Raw genomic sequence first — 19,781 nt, 5'->3', positions numbered from 1 at the left:
CCCCGGCCTCGAGGCCGGGGTCTTTCTCACGGAGTGGAGCTGAGGGGATTCGAACCCCTGACCCCCTGCATGCCATGCAGGTGCGCTACCAACTGCGCCACAGCCCCGTTCATGTTCCCTCCCTGCGCTTTCGCACCGGGCCGAAACAACTTGCCTAGCTTACAACACGGATCGGCCTGAAGAAAAATCGAGAGGCGATCCGACTGTCGTCAGCGTCAGGCGCTGGCCTCGCTCGAGGCGAGCTCGATCGGAACGACCGGGCAGTCCTTCCAGAGACGCTCGAGCGAGTAGTACATGCGGTCTTCCTCGTGAAAGACGTGCACAACGATATCGCCGAAGTCGAGGAGGGCCCAGCGGCCCTCGGAGAGTCCTTCGCGACGCAGGATCTTGACACCCTGCTCGGCGAAGCGGTCAATGATCTCCTCGCCGATGGCGACGACGTTGCGCTCATTGCGGCCGGAGGCGAGGAGGAAGATGTCGGCAAGAGGAAGCGGACCGGACACGTCGAGGGCGACGAGATCGGAGGCCTGCTTCGAATCGGCGGCAGAGGCCGCGATCTGGGTGAGCTCGATGGAGCGTGCTGAAGCTGTCAATTGAATTTAGAAGATCCTGAAGACGAAGGCGGCGAGCAGAAGGCCCACGACGCCGATCGCGAGTACACCCGCGGTGATCGCGAGGACGACAGGCACGTTGACCCTGCCCCGCTTGGGAGGAGCGACGAGAGCGTTGTTCGACGCCCCCGTGCTGACGGCACGACTGGCGCTGACAGGCGCGACGTCGTCGCCGCTCTGCTCGGTCTCACCGATGTCGAGGAGAGCATCGAGATCTTTCGACTCGATGCCCGCAGCGGGAGCGCCGCTGGCGCCCATGCTCGACGGCAGGTCGATAGATCCGGTGATGATGACCTCACCGGTCTCGTCGAGAGCCGTACCCATGTCCATACTGCTCGGAACGGCGGGAAGAACGAGAGCGCTGGTCTGCGACGAGTTGGTCGATCCGACGGTGCGCGATGAGATCAGGTCGTCGAACGAGGCGTCGGCGTCGTCGATCTTGGCCGGGGCCTGCTCGTCGGGGACAACGGTCGGCGGCTGGAAGATCGGTGCGAGGATCGGACCGCTCGAGAGCGACTCGACGGTGATCTCCGTGACGGAGTCTCCGTCGTCGGGGTCGTCGTCGATCGGCACGTCGTCGGACCGCGAGGCATCCGTTCGCGACGCGTCCGTTCGCGGTTCGTCGATTCGCGGTTCGTCGATGACGAGTTCTTCGACGATGGGCTCCGACTCGGTGGCCTCGGGCGCGAAGCTCGAGATCGGGTCGGATGCGCTGCGTGCGCCGACGGGAGGCGGCATCTGCTGAGGCGTCTCACGTTCGAACGTGGGGATCGCCTGGGTCGGTTCTTCGACGACGACGGCGTCTTCGACGACCTCTGTGGCGTCGGATGTCTGGGTCGGCTCGGTTTCGGAGGCCTCTGCCTGCTCGGACGGAGTCTCGGATGCCTGCTCGGGAGCGACAGGGGCTTCGGTGTCGGCGTCGGCCTCGGCAGCGCGTCGCGCTGCCTCTTCGTGCACCTTGGCGGCGTCCTGCCGGTCTTTCTTGGGCATGGTGCGCTCGAGTTCGCGCAGCTGGCGCCGTGTCAGCGGCTGCTCGTCGGGAGACAACGTCATTCAAAACTCCGATATAGATGGTGCTTGGTGATGTACTGTACGACACCGTCGGGTACCAAGTACCACACCGGAAAACCCCGGCCCACCCGGCCGCGTATGTCAGTGGACGATATCGCTAGAGCCGGAACTTCCAAATAGCTTACGTCTTCATGCGGCAAAGCGGAAATGGACAGCGGATGCCCGGGCCGGGAGACGGCCACGAAGTGGGCGAGCGACCACAGTTCATCGGCGTTCTTCCAGCCCAGAATCTGGGCGATGGCGTCCGCTCCCGAGATGAAGAACAGGTCTGCGTCGGGCCGTTGTTCGTGCAGATCGCGCAGGGTGTCGATCGTGTAGGTGTCGCCGACCCGGTCGATGTCGACGCGGCTCACCGTGAAGCGAGGGTTCGACGCGGTGGCGATCACCGTCATGAGATAACGGTGCTCGGCCGGGGTGACGACCTTCTTCTGCCAGGGCTGACCGGTCGGCACGAAGACGACCTCGTCGAGGTCGAACGACTGCGCCACTTCGCTGGCGGCCACGAGGTGCCCGTGGTGAATGGGGTCGAAGGTTCCACCCATCACACCGATCCGGGCACGCCGCCCGCTCGCGGAGGTCACGTTCTTCGAAACCTAGTGGTCGGCGCCGGTGCGGTCTGCGTGTCCGTGAGGATCGTGGCTGCTCGCGTAGGCGGCAGACTTGCGCGGGTGGCGGTTGGCGACATCGCGGTAGCTCCACATCACGGCGGCCAGTGCGATGAAGATCACGAAGGCGATGAGTCCGAAGACGATGGCCGGGAACGGCAATTCGACGTGGGCCTCAGCTTCGGCCAACAGGCTGGTCACAACTGACATGGTTCTCTTTCGTCGTCGGCGGCGCGCAGAAAATAACGCGGTCGATCAAGGATACCGCTATGCGCGCACCTGACCTGTTCCCCGCACCAGCCACTTCGTGCTCGTGAGCTCGGGAAGACCCATCGGACCACGCGCGTGCAGCTTCTGGGTGGAGATGCCGACCTCCGCGCCGAAGCCGAACTCGCCGCCGTCGGTGAAGCGGGTCGAGGCGTTCACCATGACGGCGGCAGAGTCGACCTCGCGCAGAAAGCGCTCGGCGTTCGACAGGTCGTTGGTGATGATCGATTCGGTGTGGTGCGTGGAGTAGTGGCGGATGTGATCCATCGCCTCGTCGAGATCGGCGACGACCCGCACGGCGAGGTCGAGCGTCATGTACTCGGTCGCCCAGTCGTCGTCGGTCGCCTCGATCGCATCGGGGAACAGGGCGAGCGTGCGGGCATCACCGTGAATCGTGACGCCGGATGCCCGGAGCGCACCGAGCACGCCGGGAAGCAGCCGTTCCGCTGCGCTCTCGTGCACCAGCAGCGTCTCGAGCGCATTGCACACGCTCGGCCGCTGCACCTTGGAGTTGTGCACGATGGCGGTGGCCATATCGGGGTCTGCGCTGGCGTCGAGGAAGATGTGCACGACGCCGGCACCGGTTTCGATGACCGGCACCGTCGACTCGCTGACGACGGTGTTGATGAGGGCAGCGCTGCCGCGGGGAATCAGCACGTCGACGTATCCCCGTGCCGTCATCAGAGCGGTCGCGCCGTCTCGCCCGAATTCGTCGATCGTCTGCGCGGCCTCTCGCGGCAGGCCGACTGACTCGAGCGCGCTCTGGAGGAGATCGACCAGCACCCGGTTCGTGTTCTCGGCGGCCGAGCCGCCCCGCAGGACCACCGCGTTGCCACTCTTGATGGCCAGCGCGGCGATGTCGATCGTTACGTTCGGGCGCGCCTCGTAGATGGCGCCTACGACACCGAACGGAACGCGCACCTGCTCGATGCGCACGCCGTTGGGTAGCGAGCGTCCGCGCACGGTCTCCCCCACCGGATCGACGAGCCCGACCAGGTCGAGGGTCGCCGTCGCCAGTGCCTCGATACGGGCGTCGTTCAGAGTGAGCCGATCCAGCAGCCCGGCGGCGAGTCCGTTCTCGCGGCCGTTGGCCAGGTCGAGATCGTTGGCCTCGCTGATGCGCGAGGCGTTCGCCCTCAGCTGCTCCGCGATGGCCGTGAGGGCACCGTTCTTCACCATCGTCGTGGCCTGCGCGAGACTGCGCGCAGACGTGCGCGCGGCATCCAGTTTCTCGGTGAACGTCGTGGAGGCCATGGTCGAAAGGGACATGGCGCTCAGTTTACGACGATGGGGCCGCGTCGAACCAGGTTCCGACGGGCTCGCCTGCCAGCGCCTGGGCGGCCTGCGGCGTCGACGTCAGAATGACCGCGGTGCCGTTGCTCGCCGCGTACCGCGCGGCCGAGACCTTGGTCGTCGCGCCGCCCGTACCGAGCCCCGTTCCCACATCTCCGACGACGACACCGTCGAGCTCGTCGCCGTAGGGCACGTGCGAGATCAGGATGGCGCCGGGTTCGAGAGGCGGCCGGGTATAGAGAGCGTCGACGTCGGAGAGCAGGACCAGCAGGTCGGCCTGCACCAGCTCGGCCACGAGCGAGGCAAGGCGGTCGTTGTCGCCGAAGCGGATCTCGTGCGTGGCCACCGTGTCGTTCTCGTTCACGATGGGCAGGATGCGCAGACCGAGCAGCCGCTCCATGGCGCGCTGAGCGTTCGAACGGGGCGTGGGGTTCTCGAGGTCTCCGGCTGTGAGCAGCACCTGACCGGCCACGATGTCGAAGCGGTCGAGGCTGTCTTGATAGCGGTAGATGAGCACGTTCTGCCCCACCGCCGCCGCCGCCTGCTGGGTGGCCAGATCGGTGGGGCGAGAATCGAGCTGCAGATACGGCATGCCCGTCGCGATGGCTCCCGATGAGACGAGCATGATCTCGACTCCGCGACCGTGCGCCGTGGCCAGCGCGTCGACGAGCGGCGCGATTTGGCCGGCGTTGTCACCGGAGATCGACGACGAGCCGACCTTCACGACGATGCGCCTCGCGCGCTCGATGTCGCTGCGGTCGGCCAGCCGGACGCGGGTCACTCCTCGTCCGTGCTGTCTTCGCGCCAGAGCCCCGCCTCTTTCTCGCGTACGAGTTCTGCGCGGGCCTCGGCCTTGGCGTCCATGCGCTCGAAGTACTCCTCGCGGCGCTGGTTGCTCGTGCGTCGTCCGTCTTTGAGCAGTCGGGGATCGAGGCCACGCGGAGCGGTGACGAGCTCGGCCGTCGACGTCATCGTGGGCTCCCAATCGAACACCACACCGTTGTCGAGGCCGATGATGACCGTCGAACCCGCCTGGGCGCCCTTCTTGAAGAGTTGGTCTTCGACGCCCAGCTTCGCCAGACGGTCTGCGAGGAAGCCGATGGCCTCTTCGTTCGTGAAGTCGGTCTGCTGCACCCAGCGCTCAGGCTTCGTTCCGAGAACACGGTAGATGTTTCCGCCCGATCCGCCCTCGACGCGCACGGTGAAGCCGGCCTCGTCGACGGCGCGGGGGCGCATGACGAGCCGAGGCTTCGGCGGCGCGTCGATGAGCGCCTGTCGGCCCTCCTCGACGAGTTGCGCGAGAGCGAACGACAGCGGCTTCAGACCCTCGTGGCTCACCGTCGAGATCTCGAACACGCGGTATCCACGCGCCTCGAGTTCTGCGGTGACGAAGTCGGCGAGCTCGCGCCCTTCCGGCACGTCGATCTTGTTCAGGGCGACGAGCTGCGGGCGCTCGATGAGCGGGATCTGACCCTCGGGAACCGGGTAGGCGGCCAGCTCGGCGAGAATGATGTCGAGGTCGGAGATCGGATCGCGGCCCGGTTCGAGTGTGGCGCAGTCGAGCACGTGCAGCAGCGCGGTGCACCGCTCGACGTGACGAAGGAACTCGAGGCCCAGCCCCTTGCCCTCGCTCGCGCCCTCGATGAGGCCGGGAACGTCGGCGATGGTGTAGCGGGTCTCCCCCGCCTGGACGACGCCCAGGTTGGGGTGGAGTGTGGTGAACGGGTAGTCGGCGATCTTCGGCTTCGCGGCAGAGAGCGCGGCGACGAGACTCGACTTGCCCGCGGAGGGGTAGCCCACGAGGGCAACGTCGGCGACGACCTTCAGTTCGAGCCGGATGTCGCCCTCGAAGCCGAGCGTGCCGAGCAGAGCGAACCCCGGAGCCTTTCGCTTCGTGTTCGACAGCGCGGCGTTTCCGAGCCCGCCCTGTCCGGCCTCGGCGACGACGACGCGCATTCCAGCGTCGGTCATGTCGGCGAGCTCGGTGCCGTCGGCGTCTTTCACCAGTGTTCCGATGGGCACGCTGAGCACGAGCTCGTCTGCATTCGTGCCGCTGCGGTGGTCGCCCATGCCCGGGCCGCCGTTGTCACTGCGACGATGCGGTGAACGGTGGAATCCGAGCAGGGTCGTGACGCCGGGGTCGGCCACGAGCACGATGTCGCCACCGTTGCCGCCGGTTCCGCCGTCCGGGCCCGCGAGGGGCTTGAATTTCTCTCGCTTCACCGACACGCAGCCGTTGCCGCCATTGCCTGCGCGGAGGTGGAGTGTCACATGGTCAACAAACGTCGCCATCTGCTCTCCTTACGTTGGTGTTTCTGTGAAAAACGAAGAATGGCAGGAACGGGCCGAAGCCCGCCCCTGCCATCTGTGCCTGCGAGGTGGTGCTACTCGCCTGCCACGATGTTGATGACCTTGCGGCCACCCTTGTGTCCGAACTCGACCGAACCTGCAGCCAATGCGAACAGCGTGTCGTCGCCGCCACGGCCGACGTTCACGCCGGGGTGGAAGTGGGTGCCGCGCTGGCGGACGATGATCTCGCCCGCTCCGACGACCTGGCCACCGAAGCGCTTGACGCCCAGACGCTGTGCGTTGGAGTCACGACCGTTGCGAGTGGAACTCGCGCCCTTTTTATGTGCCATTAGCTCTTCCTGCCCTACTTGATTCCGGTGACCTTGACGCGGGTCAGGTCTTGACGGTGACCCTGGCGCTTCTTGTACCCGGTCTTGTTCTTGAACTTCTGGATGACGATCTTCGGGCCACGGAGGTCTTCGAGGACCTCGGCGGTGACGGTGACCTTGGCGAGCGATGCGGCGTCGAAGGTGATCTTGTCACCGTCGACGAGCAGCACGGCGGCCAACTCGATGTTGCCGTCTTTGTCGGCCTTGATGCGGTCGAGGGTGACGATCGTGCCGACCTCTACCTTTTCTTGCCGACCACCGGCGCGCACAACTGCGTAAACCACTTCAGTACCTATTCTCTAGAGAGCGAATGCCCACAAAACTCGATTGACACGCGGGCTGAGCCAAGCGCGCGTCAACGGACAACTTTACGTCAAGCTCGCGCTCCGGTCAAACCCGGAGCACGTTGATGAGCGCCTTCCCCCGAGGGTTCGGTCGAGGTCTTTGCGCTCTCGACAGCATAACAGCCTCCACCGCCGGCTACGGCCAGGTGACGCGAAGGCCCGACAGCGTGCGCACCACGGCCCCGGTCGAGCGGTCGACGAGAGAGGTCACGATCTCGGCCCCCGGGCGCGGTTCCACGGCGATTGCAAGGTACTGCGTGTTGGGCGACTGGACGACGGAGACGATTCGGGCATCCCCTGAGGCCGTGTCGAAAACCATCGTCGCTCCACTGCTGTCGCTGCGGACGACGATCTGCCTCGTCGTGCCGTCATCGGCGGTCGCGGACGCCATGGAGACGGTCGTCGAACCGTCGGGCCCCAGGAGGGGAAGGCCCAGGGCGCTCGCACCCTCCGGAAGGATCGGGGCGAGCGGCGACACCTGACCGGACAGCAGGTCGAGCGTGTGGAACGCCCCCTGCCCACCGATCACCGACTGCTTTCCCGCCGGTGCGACCTCTCCGAGGCTGTCGTAGTCCCCGATCACGGCTCCCTGCTGCAGAGCGGAGTCGTAGATCGACATCACCCCGTCGGCGGTCGTCTCGATCAGGGTGCTGTCGGGGATGAAGCGCCACTGGTCGACACGCAACGCCTCGCCGATCACGGTGCCGGGCAGGGTGAACGACGCGTGCTTGGCGAGCAGGTCGAACACCAGCAGGGTGTTCGAGTAGCCGGCAGCCGGGTCGACGCTGGTGAAGCGGAACCCGAGCATCGCCTGCTTCACCGACGAGCCGAGCTGCGTGATCGTGCCGCGGGTCGGCAGGGGAAGGGTCTCGACGGCCGCCTGTCCGGGTGCCACCAGCATCAGCTGCGACAGGCCATCGGCGGTCTCGGTCGCGATCGCGAGGCTCGACCCCACCACCGCGAAGTCCTGGATGCGCGGGGCCGCGTAGACGACGTCTCTCACCGTTCCCGAGACGGTGGTCCGCACGATCGCGTCGTCGGCGCCACCCGCGGCACCCGGGGCGCCTTTCTGCAGATAGTAGATCGGCGGGGATCCCGTCGTGAAGGAGTAGTCGAACGTCGACGCCGCTTCTTGGAACGGGCTCGTGACGCCCGAGACGGATACCACGTAGTCGGTGCCGTAGAGCAGACGCTGGTCGAAGGTGATCGAGAGCGTGCTTCCGTCGGTGGCGACCGTCAGCGGAATGCTCGGTGTTACGCTGACCTGCTCTGCGGCGATCTCCGCGAGCGGTTCGTTCGAGTGCATCAAGAGCCGCTGCTGGGCCAATTGCACCACGCTGTCGGTGTCGATGTCGGAGCGCACGAGCCTCGGGCCCTGTCCCAGAGTCAGAACGGCGAGCCCGGTGCAGAGCACGACCAGCACGGTGATCATGGCCGCGAGGGTACGACCGAACGATCCGCGACGCACGGGTGCGGAGGCGCTCGACTCAGTAGACATAGGGATCACTCGGCTCGTCGACCGGGCTGACCTGCTGAGGCAGGATGACCATCGGCTGGCGGCTCTTGACGCTCGGGTTCAGATCGAAGGCACCCGTCACCTCGACCCAGTCGTCGAGGGTCAACGACGACTTCCAGTCGGGCTGGTACACCGGCACACCCACGGGCTGGGCGTCGGCCGCGCAGCAGGTCACGAAGAAGCGCGTGATGAAGAAGACGTTGTCGGGGTCGTCGGGGTCGGCGCTGATGAAGCCCGTGAGCGTGGCCGGTTTGCCGGCGATGCCCTGCAGATCCGTGCTCTGGCGCAGAGCAGTCGCCCACTCCTTGACGCCGTAGTCGGCAGTATCGCCCGCGGCCTGCTGCGCGCCCGAACCCACCACCGTGCCGCTGTTCACGCTGCGCTGGTCGGCGGTGGCCGAGGTGAGCGTCGCGGGTGGCAGCACGATCAGCGCCCCGATGCCGAAGACGCTCGCGACGACCACCGCGACCGACAGGCCGCGCCGCCACGCGCGACGCGCACGCCCGCCGTCGGTCGCGTCGTCGGCGGGCACCCGCACAACGAAGCTCGCGACGACCAGCACGATGCCGCAGGCCGCAGCGATGACGGTGAACGCGAAATAACGAGGGTGCACGTAGAGACCGAGGTCACCGTTCAGCCACAGCCAGACCGTGGCCACGCAGGCCACCAGGGTCAGGACGACGCCGATCCACCGTTGTCTCAGGCTGTCAAACAACAACGTTCACCGCCAATCCCAGCGCCGCGGCCATCAGCCCGACGAGCACGGACACCTGCACGAGGGTCTTCGTCGTGAAGGTCGTTCGCATCAGCGCCAGCATCTTCACGTCGATCATGGGGCCGAAGGTCAGGAACGACACGATCGCTCCGGTGCTGAAGATGCCCCCGAACGACAGGATGAAGAACGCGTCGACGTTGGAACAGACCGACACGACGAACGCCAGGGCCATCAGCGCCAGCACCGACCAGACCGGGTTGCTGCCGAGCGCGACGAGCACGTCGCGCGGCACGATGGTCTGGATGCCGCCGGCCACGAGCGAGCCGATGATCAGCGCGGGCATGATCCCCGTGGTCTCCCGCACGAACATCGCCAGGCTGCGCACGAGTCGTGACCCGGACTCGTCATGCGCGATCGCGCACTCCCGCACGAACCCCGGCGTCAGCAGGGCGTCCGGATCGGAGTGCTTCGAGTAGAGCCACCCGATCGTGTTCGCGATGACGAATCCCCCCACGAGTCGCGCGACGAGGATGATCGGGTCTCCCCCGAACGCCTGCTGCGTGGTGATGATGGTAATCGGGTTGAGGATCGGTGCCGCGAGCAGAAAGGTCAGCGACTCGGGCACCGTGAAGCCACGGATGATGAGCCCGCGCGCCAGCGGTACGTTGCCGCACTCGCATACCGGGAGGAGCATGCCGATGAGCGAGATGCAGGCTCTGCGGGCCAGTGGGTTCTTGGGCAGGATACGGTCGAAGAATCCCGCGGGGAGCCAGACCTGCACGATCACCGCGAGCACGATGCCCAGCAGCACGAACGGCAGCGACTCTACGATGACGCTGATCGAGAGCGTGATGAAGTCCTGCATGCGGTTGGGCAGGCTCCACCCGAGGCCCGGGATCAGCGCGCGCACGGCGAACAACAGAACGACGATGCCGAGGCCCACGCCGACGCGCACCAGCAGCTGACGACCCGTCGCCGACGCCGAATGGGTGTGACCCTCGTGCTCGTCATGGGCAGCCTCGTCTGCGTGAGGGTCGAGGGTGGACCGGGTGGAAGACATCGGGCACCAGAGTACAAGCCACCCGGAGGGCGGACGCTGAGAAGCGCCGCGCGGCCGTACACTCGAGAAGATCATGACCGTGCTCATCGACTGGCCCATCTGGCCCGCTCACGGCACCGTATGGGGCCACCTCGTCAGCGACTCGTCGCTCGACGAGCTTCACGAGTTCGCCCGCAGGGCCGGTCTGCCCGCGCGCAGCTTCGATCTCGATCACTACGACGTGCCCATCGCCCGCCACGACGAACTGGTCGCGGCGGGGGCGCTGCCCGTGAGCTACCGCGATCTCGTGCGCAGGCTCGAGCGGAGCGGCTTACGCGTCAAAGGCCGCGACCGCCCCGGTGCGGGGCGATAGCGGCCTCTGATAGCGCTGAGGTCTGGCTGCTACTGCTGCTGTTCCTCGGGTGTCGGAGCCGAGAGCGCTGCCGTGCTCACCCGACGGCTGCGCGAACGACCCTGACCGGGCTGCTTGGGTTCCGGCAGGGCGCCGAGTACCGAATCGAGCAGCACTTCGGCGTCTCTGTTCGAGATGCGACGCTGGGCGGCCGGCGCCTTCGCGACGGGGATATCGAGGATCTCGATGGCCGGAAGCCCCGCAACGGCCGGAGCCTCGGAGACCTCTGACGCCGCGGGAGCCTGCGTGGTCTCGGGCTGCACCTCGACGGCCTCGATCTCGACCTGAGGCTTCGACTGGCGCGCGCGCCGGTTGCCCTTGCGACGCGACGAGGTCGGCGCGTCAGAGCCGGCCGCATCCGGAGTCGTCTGGACGTTCTCGGACACCGTGGCGACCTCGGCCGCAGCCTCGATGGGAGCCGTCGATGCCGCCTTGGCCGCCTCGGACTGCTCCTGGGTGATGATGTTCACCGCACCCGTGTGGGTGGAGATGGTCGACGCCGCGATCTTGGCGAGTGCGTTCTTCGCGTCGTCGGTGATGCCGTGCGGCTTGGTGGCGGGAGCGCTGTGCGACGACGAGCCGTTCGACGAACCATTGCCGTTTGCAGACGACCCGCCTGAACCGTTGCCATTTCCGTTGCCGTTACCGCCGTTGCCGCGACCCGATCGACGACGCTCCTGCTGCGGCGCGCCCGACGATGCGGGGGCGCCGCCTGCTCCACGATGCTTCACGACCGGGTCGTGGTGCACGATGACGCCGCGGCCCGCGCAGACCTCGCAGGCCTCGCTGAACGATTCGAGCAGGCCGAGGCCCAGCTTCTTGCGGGTCATCTGCACGAGACCGAGCGAGGTGACCTCGGCCACCTGGTGCTTGGTGCGGTCACGGCTCAGGCACTCGACCATGCGGCGCAGAACCAGGTCGCGGTTCGACTCGAGGACCATGTCGATGAAGTCGACGACGATGATGCCGCCGATGTCGCGCAGACGCAGCTGACGCACGATCTCTTCAGCGGCCTCGAGGTTGTTCTTGGTGACGGTCTCCTCGAGGTTTCCGCCGGAGCCCACGAACTTGCCGGTGTTGACGTCGACGACGGTCATGGCTTCGGTCCGGTCGATCACGAGGGATCCACCCGACGGCAGCCACACCTTGCGGTCGAGCGCCTTCTCGATCTGCTCCGAGATGCGGAACTCGTCGAAAGCATCCCTATCGCCCTCGTAGCGCTCGACCCGATCGAGAAGATCGGGAGCGACCTGGCCCAGGTAGGTCTCGATCGTCGCGCGGGCATCGTCGCCCGAGATGATCAGACGCTGGAAGTCTTCGTTGAAGACGTCGCGCACGATCTTGATCAGCAGATCGGGTTCGGAGTGCAACAGGGCCGGAGACTGCTGCTTCTGCACGGCGGTCGAGATCTCGGACCACTGCTTGGTGAGACGACTCACGTCGAGGGTCAACTGCTCTTCGGTCGCGCCCTCGGAGGCGGTGCGTACGATCACGCCGACGTTCTCGGGCAGCACCTCTTTGAGGATCTTCTTGAGTCGCGAGCGCTCGACGTCCGGGAGCTTGCGCGAGATGCCGTTCATCGACCCATTGGGCACGTACACGAGGTAGCGGCCCGGGAGCGAGATCTGGCTGGTCAGGCGAGCACCCTTGTGACCGACGGGATCTTTGGTGACCTGCACCAGGACGGTTGCACCCGGCTTGAGGGCGAGTTCGATCTTGCGCGCCTGATTGCCGCCGTTGGGGTTCTCTGCCGCTGCGGCGTCCCAGTCGACCTCACCCGAATAGAGAACAGCGTTGCGGCCGCGCCCGATGTCGACGAACGCCGCCTCCATGCTGGGCAGGACGTTCTGCACCTTGCCGAGATAGACGTTGCCGATGAGCGAGGCATCCTGCGCCTTGGCGACATAGTGCTCGACCAGCACACCGTCTTCGAGCACGCCGATCTGGATCTTATTGTCTTTGGCACGCACGACCATGACCCGGTCGACCGACTCGCGGCGGGCCAAGAACTCGGCCTCGGTCACGACCGGACGACGGCGACCGGCATCGCGACCATCGCGGCGACGCTGCTTCTTGGCCTCGAGGCGGGTGGAGCCCTTGATGCGCTGGGGCTCCGTGATGAGTTCCGGCTCGGGACGAGGCGTGCGCACCTTGACGACCGTGTTGGCCGGATCGTTGTCTCCCGGCCTGTTGTCCTCGCCCGAACGGCGACGAGAACGGCGCCGAACCGAGGTGTCAGGGCGATCGTCGTCGTCGCTATCGTCGTCGTCGCGCGGGGGCAACGGCTGGATGTCGGGCGCCTGGAAGATCAGCGACGTGGTCGGTCGCGCCGCGGGCGCGTGGACCGGCGCTGCCGTCTGCGCGGCGGGCTCGAGAGGCGCCAGTCCCGGATGCTCCTCGTCGAAGCCCGTGGAGGCCTCGGCCGGCGCCTCGGGCACCTGCTTCGGCTCCTCTGGCAGCGCGGGGGGCGCGACGGGAGCGTCGTGCGCGGGTGCGTCGGCAGACTTCTTCGCCGACTTGCGACCCCCGAAGAGGCGTTTGCGCGGTGCTGATTCTGTGTTCGATGAACCGTGGTTGTTGTTGTCTTCCACCATTTCTGGTGCACTCCTTGCCGACCCGGTGGCCGCGCCACCCGTCGGTACTCTCCAGAGCGAGCCCGTCGCCTGAGCGACGCCCTCGCCAATCCTTTACACGGGCAGCCGGCGACATAGGCTCTGGCTGCCTTTACGTGTACTTCTTTTGTGACTGTACATCTGTGTTCGGAAGAGGCGGGCGACCGATGAGGTTGCGCCTGCTTTCGTTCCGACAAGCCTTCTTTGGCGTCTTCCCGGACGCGGCCAGGAGGACTGACGCCAATTATCGCATGCATTCTCAGAATGCGTATTTTGCCCTGTGCGATAATCCGAACGTGGTGGATACGACGATCAAGACGAGACGGCCCTTCATATTCGCGATCTTCCTGATCGTGGCCGGAGTCATCGGATGGATCGCCGCCTTCGACCTCACGCTGGAGAAGATCGAGACCCTCGTCGATCCCTCCCACACTCCGAGCTGCGACATCTCGCCGCTCGTGCAGTGCGGAGCGAACATGTCGAGCGCTCAAGGGTCGGTATTCGGCTTCCCCAATCCCATCATCGGAGTCGCGGCGTTCATGGCCCCGATCTTTGTCGGCTTCGCGATTCTGGCCGGCGCGCGATTCGCGGCGTGGTTCTGGATCGCCTTCAACACGGGTCTCCTGGCGGGCATCGTCTTCGTCGCCTGGCTCATCTCTCAGAGCATCTTCGTTCTGGGAACTCTCTGCCCGTACTGCATGGTGGTGTGGAGCGTGATGATCCCGATGTTCTTCTACGTGACGGTCTTCAATCTGAAAGAGGGCCACTTCGGCAACTCGGGCGCGTCGCGACGCATCTTCGCTCGCGTGTACCCGTTTACCTGGATCCTCGTGCTTCTCGGTTACCTCGCGATCGTCGTGATGGCGCAGCTCAGGCTCGACGCCATCACGACGATCATTCTGTACAGCTGATCTAGCCGAACCAGATGGCGAGTTCGCGCTGTGCGGACTCGGGAGAGTCGCTTCCGTGCACGAGGTTCTGCTGCACCTTCAGACCCCAGTCGCGGCCCAGGTCGCCGCGGATCGTGCCGGGTGCCGCCGTGGTCGGGTCGGTCGTTCCTGCGAGTGAGCGGAAACCCTCGATGACGCGGTTGCCGGCGATGCGGATCGCGACGATCGGACCCGACTCCATGAACTCGAGGAGCGGCTCGTAGAACGGCTTGCCCTCGTGCTCGGCGTAGTGCGCCGCGAGCAGGCCGCGCTCGGGCTCGATGAGCTTGATGTCGACGAGCTGGTAGCCCTTGCCCTCGATTCGGGAGAGGATCTCCCCCGTGAGATTGCGGGCGACGCCGTCGGGCTTGATGAGAACGAGGGATTCTTCGCTCGTGATGGTCACAGGGATGTCCTTCCAGACAATGGGAAAACGTACCGTTTCACTGTAGCGAGGGTCGCGGACCGATCACGGCTGACCGGCGGCGGCTGCTGCTTTCTCTCGGTCGATTCGCGCTCCCACGACCATGCAGTACGTCCACAGGCCCACGAAGAGCACACCAACGATCCACATGACGGGCACGAGGAAGGCGGACGCGATGATCGCGGCCTGCAGCACCCAGCCGAAGGCGTAACCCCACCGGAAGCGCAGGAGTCCTGCCCCGGCCACGAGCGCCACGCACAGCAGGGCGCCCCCGCCGAGGGCGGGCAGCGCGGGGAGCGCCTTGAGCCCGAAGGCCACGAGGGCGGCGAGGAACATCACGACGCTCTCGAAGCCGAGCACGATGGAACCGAGCGACCGTCGCACGGATGCGGGTCGGGCGGGCCTTGTGGGCGTCGCGTCCTCGGCCGGGGGCTGGATGTCTGTCACGGCTTCCATTTCTCGGCCGAGGCAAGGGTGATGGCCTCGCCGACGAGCGTGATCGAGCCCGTCACGAGCACGGCGCCCCGTTCCGCCTCGTCTGCGCTGTCCCGAGCGACCTCCATGGCGCGCTCAAATTCGGGCTCGACCGTGACGCGGTCGCGCCCGACGATGCCGACGACGATCGCCGCCAGCGAATCCGCATCGATCGACCGGTCGCTGGGCGCATCCGTCACGACGAATTCGGTGACGACGGGTTCGAGCGCCCGCACGATGCCCTCGACGTCTTTATCGGCGAGGACACCGAGGACGGCGACCACCTTGTCGAAGGTGAAGTACTCGGTGATGGCCACGGCCAGCGCCTCGGCTCCGCCGGGATTGTGGGCGGCGTCGACCAGCACGGTGGGCTCGATGCCCACCAGCTGCAGACGCCCGGGCGATGTCGCGGTGGCGAAGCCCTCGTTCACTACGTCGGATGCGAGTTCGTGCGTTCCCCCGCCGAGGAACGACTCGACCGCCGCGACGGCGACGGCGGCATTCTGGGCCTGGTGGGCGCCGTACAGGGGCAGGAACAGATCCGAGTACGTTCCGGCGAGACCCTTGATCGACACGACCTGGCCGCCGACACCGACGGCGCTGGAGATCAGCCGGAACTGCTCTCCCTGCACGGCGAGGGTCGATTCGGTGAGCTCCGCCGCACGCTGCAGCTCGGCCAGAGCTCCCTCCGGCTGGAGGGCGGTGACCACGTGGGACACCGGCTTGATGATTCCCGACTTGGTGCGAGCGATCTCCTCGACCGTGTTGCCGAGGCGAGAGGTGTGGTCGAGCGAGATCGGGGTGATGACGGCGACCTGGCCGTCGGCCACGTTCGTGGAATCCCACTCGCCGCCCATGCCGACCTCGATCACGGCGACGTCGACAGGCGCGTCAGCGAACGACGCGAACGCCAGGACCGAGAGCGCCTCGAAGAAGGTGATGCGGGGTTCGCCCGCCGTCTCGAGCTCTCCGTCGACGATCTGAAGGAACGGCTCAATGTCTGCCCAGTTCGCCGCGAGCGCCTCGTTGCTGATCGGTTCTCCGTCGACGACGATGCGTTCGTTGAGGCGCTCGAGGTGCGGGCTCGTGAAGAGTCCCGTACGCAGGCCGTACGCCCGGAGGATGCTCTCCGTGATGCGGCTGGTGCTCGTCTTTCCATTCGTGCCCGTGATGTGGATCACGGGGTACGCACGCTGCGGGTCGCCCAGCAGCTCGACGACGCGACGGGTGGCCGAGAGCCTGGGCTGAGGAGCGGACTCGCCGAGCCTCTCGAGCAGCGCCGCGTAGACCGCGTCGCCCGCGGCGACGAACTCGTCGGGATCGGTATCGTCGAGCGGACCGATGTACCCGGATTCCTTCGGGTCGGGTGACTCGTGATCAGACATTGCGGATTCCTGACTGTCGGCTCACGGCGACGATGACGTCGTCGGTGTTCGCGTACTTGGCGCCGCCGATGCGAACGACGTGCTCGGGAGCGGTGGTGACCACGTTGCCGATCCACTCGGTGACCAGATCTCCACGGTACCCGCCGAGACGGGGGGTGTCACGGGGACCCGAGATGGTGAAGCCCGTGGCGAGGGTCTCCCCCGCCACGTCGACGGCAGAGGCCTGACGCAGCGCGTCGGCATCCGCATCGTCGAAGAAGACGAGGTCGAGCACGATGCGGTCGCTCACCTCGAAACCCGCCGACTTGCGGGCATCCTGCACGGCTCGGATCATGTCGCGTGCGAGACCCTCGGCCTCGAGCTCGGGGGTCGTCGCGGTGTCGAGCAGAGCGAATCCGCCGCCGGCGAGCAGCGCGAGGGCCGTGTGGGCGCCCTCACCGGCATCCTGCGTCTCGAGCACCAGGTCGTATTCGCCGTCGACGAGGTCGATGCCGCCCGCCGTCACGACGCCGTTGCTCTCGGACCAGTCGCCTCCGCGAGCGGCCTTGATGACCTGCTGCACCTGCTTTCCGAGGCGGGGGCCGGCGGCGCGCGCGTTCACCGTGAGCTTCGACGTGATGCCGAACTCGAGAGCGCTGTTCTGCTGCTGCTCGACCAGCGTGACGTTCTTGACGTTGAGCTCGTCGGCGAGGATGCCCTCGAACGGGCGCAGCGCTTCGACGTTCGAACTCACGATCGTGAGGTTCGCGAGCGGAAGACGCACGCGGAGACCGTTCTGCTTGCGCAGCGACAGGACGGTCGACGAGATCTCGCGCACCTGATCCATGGCGTGCACGAGCGCCGGGTCGGCCGGGAACCGGTTCTCGTCAGGCCAGTCGGTGAGGTGAACGCTCCGACCTCCCGTGAGTCCCTTCCAGATGCGCTCGGAGACGAGCGGCAGAAGCGGGGCGGCGACGCGGGTAACGGTCTCGAGCACCGTGAAGAGGGTGTCGAACGCCGCTGTGTCCGTTCCCGACCAGAATCGGTCGCGGCTGCGGCGCACGTACCAGTTGGTGAGCACGTCGGCGAAATCGCGCAGCTTCGCGGTCGCGAGCGTCGAGTCGTAGGCGTCGAGGTCCGACGCCACGTCGTGGATCAGCTCGCGCGTCTTGGCCAACAGGTAGCGGTCGAGCACGTCGGTCGAGTCGGTGCGCAGCCGGGCGTCGTAGCCCGACTCCCCCGCGGTGTTGGCGTAGAGCGTGAAGAAGTAGTAGGTGCTCCACAGCGGCAGCAGCACCTGGCGCGTCGCCTCCCGGATCGCCTCCTCTGTCACCACGAGGTTGCCGCCGCGCAGAACCGGCGAGCTCATGAGGAACCAGCGCATCGCATCGGAGCCGTCGCGGTCGAGCACCTCGGAGACATCGGGGTAGTTGCGGAGGCTCTTCGACATCTTCTGCCCGTCGCTGCCGAGCACGATGCCGTGGCTCACGACGTTGCGGAAGGCCGGGCGGTCGAAGAGCGCCGTCGACAGGGTGTGCAGCGTGTAGAACCATCCGCGCGTCTGCCCGATGTACTCCACGATGAAGTCGGCAGGGTTGTGGCTGTCGAACCAGTCCTGGTTCTCGAAGGGGTAGTGCACCTGGGCGAACGGCATCGACCCCGAGTCGAACCACACGTCGAGCACGTCCTCGATGCGGCGCATCGTCGACTGCCCGGTGGGGTCGTCGGGGTTGGGGCGCGTGAGCTCGTCGATGTAGGGGCGGTGCAGATCGGTCGGGCGCACGCCGAAATCGGCCTCGAGCTCGTCGAGCGAGCCGTACACATCGACCCGCGGGTACTCGGGGTTGTCGCTCTTCCACACCGGGATGGGCGATCCCCAGTAGCGGTTGCGCGAGATCGACCAGTCGCGGGCGTTCGACACCCACTTGCCGAACTGGCCGTCTTTCACGTTCTCGGGGATCCAGTTGATCTCCTGGTTCAGCGTCTCCATGCGGTCGCGGAACTCGGTGACGCGCACGAACCAGCTCGACACGGCCTTGTAGATCAGCGGATTGCGGCAGCGCCAGCAGTGCGGGTAGGAGTGCTCGTAGCTGGCCTGACGCAGGAGTCGCCCGTTGGCCCGCAGCAACTGCGTGAGCGGCTTGTTCGCCTCGAACACCTGCAGACCCACGACGTCGGAGACGCTCGGCAGGAACCGCGCGCCCTCGTCGACCGAGATCACGACGGGGATGCCGGCGGCCTCGCAGATCTTCTGGTCTTCTTCACCGTAGGCGGGAGCCTGGTGCACGATGCCCGTTCCATCGGTGGTCGAGACGTAGTCGGCCACGAGGATGCGCCACGCGTTCTGCGTTCCCCACGTCTCGGCGTCGGCGTAGTAGTCCCAGAGGCGGTCATAGGTGATGCCCTCGAGCTCCGCACCGAGGTGGGTGCGTGAGATGGCCGCGATGGCGTCGTCGGCCGACTCGTAGCCCAGGTCTTTCGCGTAGTTTCCCACGAGGTCGCTCGCGATGAGGTACTCGTGCGACTCGCCCTCGAGCCTGTCTTCGTGCACGTCGGCAGCACCCAGCGGGCCGCCCGGCAGCACGGCGTACTGGATGCCCGGGCCGACCGCCAGAGCGAGGTTCGTCGGCAGGGTCCACGGTGTCGTGGTCCAGGCCAGGGCACGCACGGCGGTGAGGCCGAGCGCCTCGGCCTTGACGCCGGTGAGCGGGAAGGTGACAGTGACCGTCTGGTCCTGGCGCATCTTGTAGACGTCGTCGTCCATGCGCAGCTCGTGGTTCGACAGCGGGGTCTCATCGTGCCAGCAGTAAGGAAGCACGCGGAAGCCCTCGTAGGCGAGCCCCTTCGTGTGCAGCTGCTTGAACGCCCAGATGACGCTCTCCATGAAGGTGATGTCGAGGGTCTTGTAGTCGTTCTCGAAGTCGACCCAGCGCGCCTGGCGGGTCACATACTCCTGCCACTCGCCGGTGTAGCGAAGAACGGAGTCGCGCGACGCCTGGTTGAAGACGCCGATGCCCATCTCTTCGATCTGGCTCTTCTCGGTGATTCCGAGCTGGCGCATCGCCTCGAGCTCGGCGGGCAGGCCGTGGGTGTCCCAGCCGAAGCGCCGCTCCACCTTCTTGCCGCGCATGGTCTGGAAGCGCGGGAACAGGTCCTTGGCATAGCCCGTGAGCAGGTGGCCGTAGTGCGGAAGGCCGTTCGCGAAGGGCGGGCCGTCGTAGAAGACCCACTCATCGGCATCCGCGCGGTTCTCGATCGACGCACGGAACGTGTCGTCGGCCTTCCAGAAGCCGAGGACCTCTTCTTCGATCGCCGGGAAGTTCGGGCTCGGCGTAACGGCGGGAGCCGCGTGGCGGTGCTGCTCACCCGGGGTCTCTTCGGGGGATTTGGGGTACGACATGCTTCTCCTGGACGGGCCTTCTCGTTG

Annotated in this window: 19 protein-coding genes and 1 tRNA gene; 2 read left to right on the top strand and 18 right to left on the bottom strand. The window is 66.4% G+C overall.

Going from position 1 to position 19,781, the window contains the following annotated elements:
* Positions 1-34: 34 nt before the first annotated feature.
* The 13 genes from ASF79_RS05485 to ASF79_RS05425 all read right to left on the bottom strand — a co-directional run bounded on the left by ASF79_RS05485 (position 35) and on the right by ASF79_RS05425 (position 10,160).
* Positions 35-107, bottom strand: a tRNA-Ala gene (locus ASF79_RS05485).
* A gap of 108 nt (positions 108-215) precedes the next feature.
* Complete coding sequence (gene rsfS / locus ASF79_RS05480; protein WP_055852647.1) at positions 216-593, bottom strand: ribosome silencing factor; 378 nt, start codon at positions 591-593, stop codon at positions 216-218.
* Positions 594-599: 6 nt separating this feature from the next.
* The gene (locus ASF79_RS05475; protein ID WP_055852644.1) at positions 600-1,664 is read right to left on the bottom strand and encodes a hypothetical protein; all 1,065 of its coding nucleotides are present in this window, start codon (positions 1,662-1,664) and stop codon (positions 600-602) included.
* Entirely contained in the window at positions 1,661-2,263 is a 603-nt protein-coding gene (gene nadD, locus ASF79_RS05470) for a nicotinate-nucleotide adenylyltransferase (protein ID WP_082465812.1), read from the bottom strand. Before nadD ends, ASF79_RS05475 begins: the two co-directional genes overlap by 4 nt.
* A gap of 12 nt (positions 2,264-2,275) precedes the next feature.
* Positions 2,276-2,497: a hypothetical protein gene (locus tag ASF79_RS05465; protein WP_055774464.1), complete on the bottom strand. Its 222-nt coding sequence runs from the start codon at positions 2,495-2,497 to the stop codon at positions 2,276-2,278.
* A gap of 57 nt (positions 2,498-2,554) precedes the next feature.
* Entirely contained in the window at positions 2,555-3,823 is a 1,269-nt protein-coding gene (locus ASF79_RS05460) for a glutamate-5-semialdehyde dehydrogenase (protein WP_055852641.1), read from the bottom strand.
* Between the two features lie 10 nt (positions 3,824-3,833).
* Complete coding sequence (gene proB, locus ASF79_RS05455) at positions 3,834-4,613, bottom strand: glutamate 5-kinase (RefSeq protein WP_181035711.1); 780 nt, start codon at positions 4,611-4,613, stop codon at positions 3,834-3,836.
* Positions 4,614-4,624: 11 nt separating this feature from the next.
* Positions 4,625-6,139 (bottom strand): GTPase ObgE, encoded by a 1,515-nt coding sequence (obgE, locus tag ASF79_RS05450; protein ID WP_055852634.1) that lies wholly within the window; start codon positions 6,137-6,139, stop codon positions 4,625-4,627.
* A 92-nt stretch (positions 6,140-6,231) separates the two neighbouring features.
* Positions 6,232-6,486: a 50S ribosomal protein L27 gene (gene rpmA / locus ASF79_RS05445; protein WP_044442950.1), complete on the bottom strand. Its 255-nt coding sequence runs from the start codon at positions 6,484-6,486 to the stop codon at positions 6,232-6,234.
* Positions 6,487-6,500: 14 nt separating this feature from the next.
* Positions 6,501-6,809 carry a 50S ribosomal protein L21 gene (rplU, locus tag ASF79_RS05440; RefSeq protein ID WP_044442947.1) on the bottom strand — a complete coding sequence of 103 codons (309 nt, stop codon included), beginning with the start codon at positions 6,807-6,809 and terminating at the stop codon, positions 6,501-6,503.
* A 196-nt stretch (positions 6,810-7,005) separates the two neighbouring features.
* Entirely contained in the window at positions 7,006-8,367 is a 1,362-nt protein-coding gene (locus ASF79_RS05435; RefSeq protein ID WP_156366166.1) for an Ig-like domain-containing protein, read from the bottom strand.
* Positions 8,357-9,103 (bottom strand): TIGR03943 family putative permease subunit, encoded by a 747-nt coding sequence (locus tag ASF79_RS05430; RefSeq protein ID WP_235500649.1) that lies wholly within the window; start codon positions 9,101-9,103, stop codon positions 8,357-8,359. Before ASF79_RS05430 ends, ASF79_RS05435 begins: the two co-directional genes overlap by 11 nt.
* Positions 9,093-10,160, bottom strand: coding sequence for a permease (locus tag ASF79_RS05425; RefSeq protein ID WP_082495687.1), 1,068 nt, complete (start codon positions 10,158-10,160; stop codon positions 9,093-9,095). The genes ASF79_RS05430 and ASF79_RS05425 overlap by 11 nt, the downstream gene beginning before the upstream one ends.
* Before the next feature lie 73 nt (positions 10,161-10,233).
* On the opposite strand from ASF79_RS05425, the gene ASF79_RS05420 reads away from it, so the two are divergent.
* Positions 10,234-10,512: a DUF4031 domain-containing protein gene (locus ASF79_RS05420; protein WP_055852628.1), complete on the top strand. Its 279-nt coding sequence runs from the start codon at positions 10,234-10,236 to the stop codon at positions 10,510-10,512.
* 29 nt (positions 10,513-10,541) lie between these two features.
* On the opposite strand, the gene ASF79_RS05415 is transcribed toward ASF79_RS05420, so the two are convergent.
* The gene (locus ASF79_RS05415) at positions 10,542-13,145 is read right to left on the bottom strand and encodes an Rne/Rng family ribonuclease (RefSeq protein WP_055852625.1); all 2,604 of its coding nucleotides are present in this window, start codon (positions 13,143-13,145) and stop codon (positions 10,542-10,544) included.
* A 314-nt stretch (positions 13,146-13,459) separates the two neighbouring features.
* On the opposite strand from ASF79_RS05415, the gene ASF79_RS05410 reads away from it, so the two are divergent.
* Entirely contained in the window at positions 13,460-14,074 is a 615-nt protein-coding gene (locus tag ASF79_RS05410) for a vitamin K epoxide reductase family protein (RefSeq protein ID WP_326938929.1), read from the top strand.
* Between the two features lies 1 nt (position 14,075).
* Here ASF79_RS05410 and ndk read toward each other — a convergent pair whose 3' ends face one another.
* From ndk to ileS, 4 genes are all read right to left on the bottom strand, one after another.
* Positions 14,076-14,492: a nucleoside-diphosphate kinase gene (ndk, locus tag ASF79_RS05405; protein WP_055853185.1), complete on the bottom strand. Its 417-nt coding sequence runs from the start codon at positions 14,490-14,492 to the stop codon at positions 14,076-14,078.
* Between the two features lie 69 nt (positions 14,493-14,561).
* On the bottom strand, positions 14,562-14,963 hold the full coding sequence (locus ASF79_RS05400) for a DUF4233 domain-containing protein (RefSeq protein WP_235480437.1): 402 nt from the start codon (positions 14,961-14,963) through the stop codon (positions 14,562-14,564).
* On the bottom strand, positions 14,960-16,375 hold the full coding sequence (locus tag ASF79_RS05395; RefSeq protein ID WP_082495686.1) for a bifunctional folylpolyglutamate synthase/dihydrofolate synthase: 1,416 nt from the start codon (positions 16,373-16,375) through the stop codon (positions 14,960-14,962). The genes ASF79_RS05400 and ASF79_RS05395 overlap by 4 nt, the downstream gene beginning before the upstream one ends.
* Positions 16,368-19,754, bottom strand: a complete 3,387-nt coding sequence (gene ileS, locus ASF79_RS05390) for an isoleucine--tRNA ligase (protein ID WP_055852623.1) — start codon at positions 19,752-19,754, stop codon at positions 16,368-16,370. Before ileS ends, ASF79_RS05395 begins: the two co-directional genes overlap by 8 nt.
* Positions 19,755-19,781: the final 27 nt, after the last annotated feature.

This window comes from Agreia sp. Leaf335 (assembly GCF_001423605.1).
In the GTDB taxonomy this organism is placed as follows: Bacteria; Actinomycetota; Actinomycetes; order Actinomycetales; family Microbacteriaceae; genus Agreia.
This window is presented reverse-complemented; position numbering and strand designations above follow the sequence as displayed.

What these genes read in the sequence shown, in the direction of transcription:
- ASF79_RS05465 (WP_055774464.1), bottom strand. Translation starts at nt 2,497, where the DNA reads ATGTCAGTTGTGACCAGCCTGTTGGCCGAAGCTGAGGCCCACGTCGAA.
- obgE (WP_055852634.1), bottom strand. Translation starts at nt 6,139, where the DNA reads ATGGCGACGTTTGTTGACCATGTGACACTCCACCTCCGCGCAGGCAAT.
- rpmA (WP_044442950.1), bottom strand. Translation starts at nt 6,486, where the DNA reads ATGGCACATAAAAAGGGCGCGAGTTCCACTCGCAACGGTCGTGACTCC.
- ASF79_RS05420 (WP_055852628.1), top strand. Translation starts at nt 10,234, where the DNA reads ATGACCGTGCTCATCGACTGGCCCATCTGGCCCGCTCACGGCACCGTA.
- ASF79_RS05435 (WP_156366166.1), bottom strand. Translation starts at nt 8,367, where the DNA reads ATGTCTACTGAGTCGAGCGCCTCCGCACCCGTGCGTCGCGGATCGTTC.
- ASF79_RS05475 (WP_055852644.1), bottom strand. Translation starts at nt 1,664, where the DNA reads ATGACGTTGTCTCCCGACGAGCAGCCGCTGACACGGCGCCAGCTGCGC.
- ileS (WP_055852623.1), bottom strand. Translation starts at nt 19,754, where the DNA reads ATGTCGTACCCCAAATCCCCCGAAGAGACCCCGGGTGAGCAGCACCGC.
- ASF79_RS05460 (WP_055852641.1), bottom strand. Translation starts at nt 3,823, where the DNA reads ATGTCCCTTTCGACCATGGCCTCCACGACGTTCACCGAGAAACTGGAT.
- ASF79_RS05395 (WP_082495686.1), bottom strand. Translation starts at nt 16,375, where the DNA reads ATGTCTGATCACGAGTCACCCGACCCGAAGGAATCCGGGTACATCGGT.
- ASF79_RS05415 (WP_055852625.1), bottom strand. Translation starts at nt 13,145, where the DNA reads ATGGTGGAAGACAACAACAACCACGGTTCATCGAACACAGAATCAGCA.
- ASF79_RS05425 (WP_082495687.1), bottom strand. Translation starts at nt 10,160, where the DNA reads ATGTCTTCCACCCGGTCCACCCTCGACCCTCACGCAGACGAGGCTGCC.